The sequence below is a fragment of the Microcoleus sp. BM001215392 genome, assembly GCF_036700185.1.
Classification (GTDB): domain Bacteria; phylum Cyanobacteriota; class Cyanobacteriia; order Cyanobacteriales; family Microcoleaceae; genus Microcoleus.
Window position 1 is genome coordinate 1 of sequence record NZ_JAUBOJ010000538.1, and the last position, 3,825, is coordinate 3,825.

2 protein-coding genes are annotated in these 3,825 nt (G+C 47.8%); one reads left to right on the forward strand and one right to left on the reverse strand.

Going from position 1 to position 3,825, the window contains the following annotated elements; all coding sequences use genetic code 11:
- Window positions 1-56: 56 nt before the first annotated feature.
- The gene (locus QT974_RS32215; RefSeq protein ID WP_333472439.1) at window positions 57-3,254 is read right to left on the reverse strand and encodes a WGR domain-containing protein; all 3,198 of its coding nucleotides are present in this window, start codon (window positions 3,252-3,254) and stop codon (window positions 57-59) included.
- 205 nt (window positions 3,255-3,459) lie between these two features.
- On the opposite strand from QT974_RS32215, the gene QT974_RS32220 reads away from it, so the two are divergent.
- Window positions 3,460-3,603, forward strand: coding sequence for a chlorophyll a/b-binding protein (locus QT974_RS32220; protein ID WP_333472440.1), 144 nt, complete (start codon window positions 3,460-3,462; stop codon window positions 3,601-3,603).
- The last annotated feature ends 222 nt before the right edge of the window (window positions 3,604-3,825 follow it).

Consider the following 3,825-nt stretch of genomic DNA (forward strand, 5'->3'; position numbering starts at 1 on the left):
TTAACCATCGATCGCCCTCTCGCAACATCCAAATTCAACAAATCTTAATTAAAAAATCAAGTCCTCACCTCAACTACAGGCTTTACTTGAATTGGTAAGTCAATCTCAGGATAAGTCCGGCGAATTTTCAGCATTGTCTCAATCGCGGCTGCTTTGTCTGCGATCGCGATCGTAGCAGACTGCCGCGCCAAAATATCCCCAACAATCCTCGCCGCCGCCTCACTCTTTTGGGCTTCCGCATCCAGAAACGCAAAAACTCGCTTTTTCGCAACTCTCCCCTGATTCACCCGCGACAAAACGGCGACAAAAAAAGGCGCCAACTCCCGCAATTTCTCAGGATTGCTTGCAGCATAACTTTCTAAATAATTTGTGGCAAACAACTGCATATCCGCCGACGGATGCTCGCTAAACTTCAGCAAATAATCTTGTCCGGACTCATCCTGAAAATAGCGAATCACCAAATCTCTGCCAAATTGCCGCACATCTTCCCGAATGCTGTCGCAAAGGCTAACCATGATTTCCGGAGTCCAATCTGTATCAGTCAATTCTGTGCGAAAAATCCTCGCTGCAAATTCCCGCGAATCAGCCCATTTTGCCTCCAGCAGTCGCACGGCGGACAGCATTTCTTGAGAATTGGCGCGAATCGCATTTAGCTTTTGCAAAAACATTTGCCGCGCCGCCTCCCGCACCGATAAAATCTCGTGACTTGCCAGTTTGACGATCGCCATTGTATCAAACTCCGCCGCCCAACTCGTGCAATTTTCGCCCAGCACCAATCCGCCTAATTCCTGCGCGACAGCAGACTTAGCTTTCAGCAGCCGCCAAGTCTTGTCCTTATCCATCGCAGCCATCCACCCCGGAATATCTTCCCGCAGCAAGTTGAGCAAATAAGTGTGTACTCCTTCGTGTCTTTCCCCAATCACCAACACATCAATCAATTCGCCAGCAATCAGCGCTGCAAATTCTGGATATTCTGCGGCCAAACGCCGAATTACTGGTTTAATAGCATGGCGGATATCTGCCAAACCATTGACTGCCATTCCTACTATCAAACTTCTCTGAGAATTTGTTAGAGATTCGTCAGCTAATTGACCGAATAACCTGATACCAATTCCCCGGATTTGTTCGTAGGGCGACGCAATTAGCGATTCGATTAATTCAGGCGGCAAATCAGCCGCGCCGATTTCATGGTTCAGCAAAATCCTCGCCCCCAATTCCTGAACTTCCGGCACCGGATGCCGCAGCAAATCGAGGACAACTCCCAATCCCAAACTCCGCAGTTGCGGGGTAAAGTTGAGCAGGAGCGTATCGGCGATGTCTTTGGCTACAATTGAGGTATGAGTCAGAATAAATTCTGCTGGCTGCAATGTTAATAAATAAGCTATCAGTTTGCCAATTAGTACCCTAGCAGTTTCAGGGCTGAGAATTGATGAGTTGAGCAACCTGCGGGCAAATTGCCTGGTGTCTGAGTACAAACTGGTGACTAAAGCAACAATTAATTCTGTATCTGATAAAATGCGATCGCGCTGTTCGTCAATCCAGTCAAAAGCTTGGGTTCTCGCTGGCAAAAATACGCAGTTAACCAGCGCTACAATTACTTCCCGGTTGGCTGGATATCTGTGATATCCGTTTTGGACTGCCAAATTAAAACCCAGTTCGGCTGTAACTTCGTAAGGTGCAGCAATCAGTTTGATTGCGGTGTCAGCATCTATCCCAGCCAAAAATTGCGGGCAAGCTTTGAGGGCTTTTACAGCGAAATGATGAACCGGGCGGCAGTTGCTTTTTAACAATAATTGCAACAGCGCATCGGGGTGTTGTTCCCAAAGTTCGGGAAAAGCTTCCTCGCGCGCGGAGGGTTCTGCATCTCCGGGTTTGTAACCTTCTTTGCAGCGCCATGCTTGATTGTTTTGCAGGAAGACATAGCGCGGACTGTTGGCGTACAAAATGCGGTTTAATGTTAAATATCCTGCCCACGCATCCCAGTCAGCGGCATACACAACCGTATTCCATCTATTGCCGACTTGTTCGTAGCGATCGCAAGTTGTATGTCTGACATCCTCAGCATCAGTATCGGAATATTGCAGCAGGATGCTGACAGCCATTTTTACATAATTAGCGTCGCTTTCTTCGCCTAATTGTTTGAGAGTCCGCCACACTCGTTTGATGAAGTAGCCGCGCGTACTGCTGCTGTAAGCAATTCTGGCGTTGGGACTCTGCATTTCGTTTAGTAATTCATTGGTTTTAACTTCTGTGTATTTCTTGGTTTTCTTGTTATATTCCCAGTCAGAGTTTCTCAAGTAAACGTAATCATCGCCGGGAATGCGAACGCCGTATTTGTTGCTGCGGTACATGGCTTTTGCGTCTTCAAAGCGGCGCGCAATCATGGCAAATACTTCGGCATCGCGGCGGTATTCCGCCATTTTGAAGATGTGGCGGATTTGTTTAAAATAATTGGGTTTTAGCGGTGCAGTTTTTAAGATATCCAGTAATGCCGATCGCGCGCACCGATCGTCAATCTGATAAAGTCTGTCTAGAACCGCAAAACGACTGCTATCTTCGCTGTCGAGATAAACTTTCAATGCGGTGGAAAATTCTTCAGCGCTGCCATTTCGGGCTAATTGGCGCAACTGCGGCGGTAGCAATTCGATTATGGACGATCGCAAGTGCGATCGCCCTTCCTCATCCGCCAACTTCAGCAATCCTTCAAAAGCAATTCTCCTCACAAACTCCGCACTCCCAGCATCCCGATACAGCCGAGTCAGCGCTTCCACCGCACCCTCGCCGCCGCACCAACCCAAACTCCAAGCAATACAGTAGTCTCGCAGCGGTTCTCCCGTGCCGATTAAGTTAATCAGTCCCGGCCCGGCTTCGGCAATTTTTAGTTCCCCAGCACGCCAAATAGCCCGTTCCAGAGGCCATTTAGGATTGCCTCCGCCGGCAATCCGATTCAAAATAGCTTGTTGGCGCGTCTCGGCGCGAGGAAGTTCGGGCGCGGGTGCAGCATCGGGAACGTTTGCTGCTTCCTGATAACCTTTCTTCACCTTTTCGGCGACTAGCTTGTCGAAAACTTTTTCAGCTTTGGCCAAGGGCACTGGTGTATCGGTTTTTGTGCCTTCTTGGAGATTAGCCCCGCGCCGTCCGTAGCGAAAGTTGACTGAGTACAGGTTTTCGCCGGCCTGACACAAATCGACTTCGTATACTTTATCCGATCGACCGTCCTGAAAATAAAGAGCCGTCCGCTTAATCAATTTCATCGCAGTTTGTCACCATCACTAAGCTTGTCGGGGCGAGTCCGCGCCCGCAATTCTAACATCCCGCAGAGGATCGGAGTGCAAACTCCCCCCTTTTCCACTCTCCCCGTCCCGCCTTTGTCAACTAAATGTAAAAATATGTTGCAATATTGCTATTGCTGTGTTAAGTTTAGTTACATAAGGTTGAAATACAACGAGGTTTATGGTCATGCAAAACAAAGACGCAAAATTAGGTTTTACTGAGTTCGCTGAAACTTGGAACGGCCGTTTGGCAATGCTGGGCTTCGTTATCGGTCTCGCTACCGAATTCCTGACTGGTCAAGGAATTCTCTCTCAAATTGGTTTGATGTAATCAGATACTTCAGCTTAACTCTATACAATAGCTGTAATTCGTGGCGGGCGATCGACCTCATCTCAAATGTCATCGCCCCTCGCCAACAAGTCCCTTCACACTCAGTGAAAGGGGCTTTTGCATTTTATCTTAAAAAATCAAACCGATCCTACAATCAAAAAACTTGTGGTATTATAAAACTTCATTAAGTTTGTAAGCAGTAGTAAGCAACGGTAGTATCAT

Bases quoted from the DNA above. Each gene is read 5' to 3' on its own strand.
- QT974_RS32215 (WP_333472439.1), bottom strand. From the start codon at position 3,254: ATGAAATTGATTAAGCGGACGGCTCTTTATTTTCAGGACGGTCGATCG.
- QT974_RS32220 (WP_333472440.1), top strand. From the start codon at position 3,460: ATGCAAAACAAAGACGCAAAATTAGGTTTTACTGAGTTCGCTGAAACT.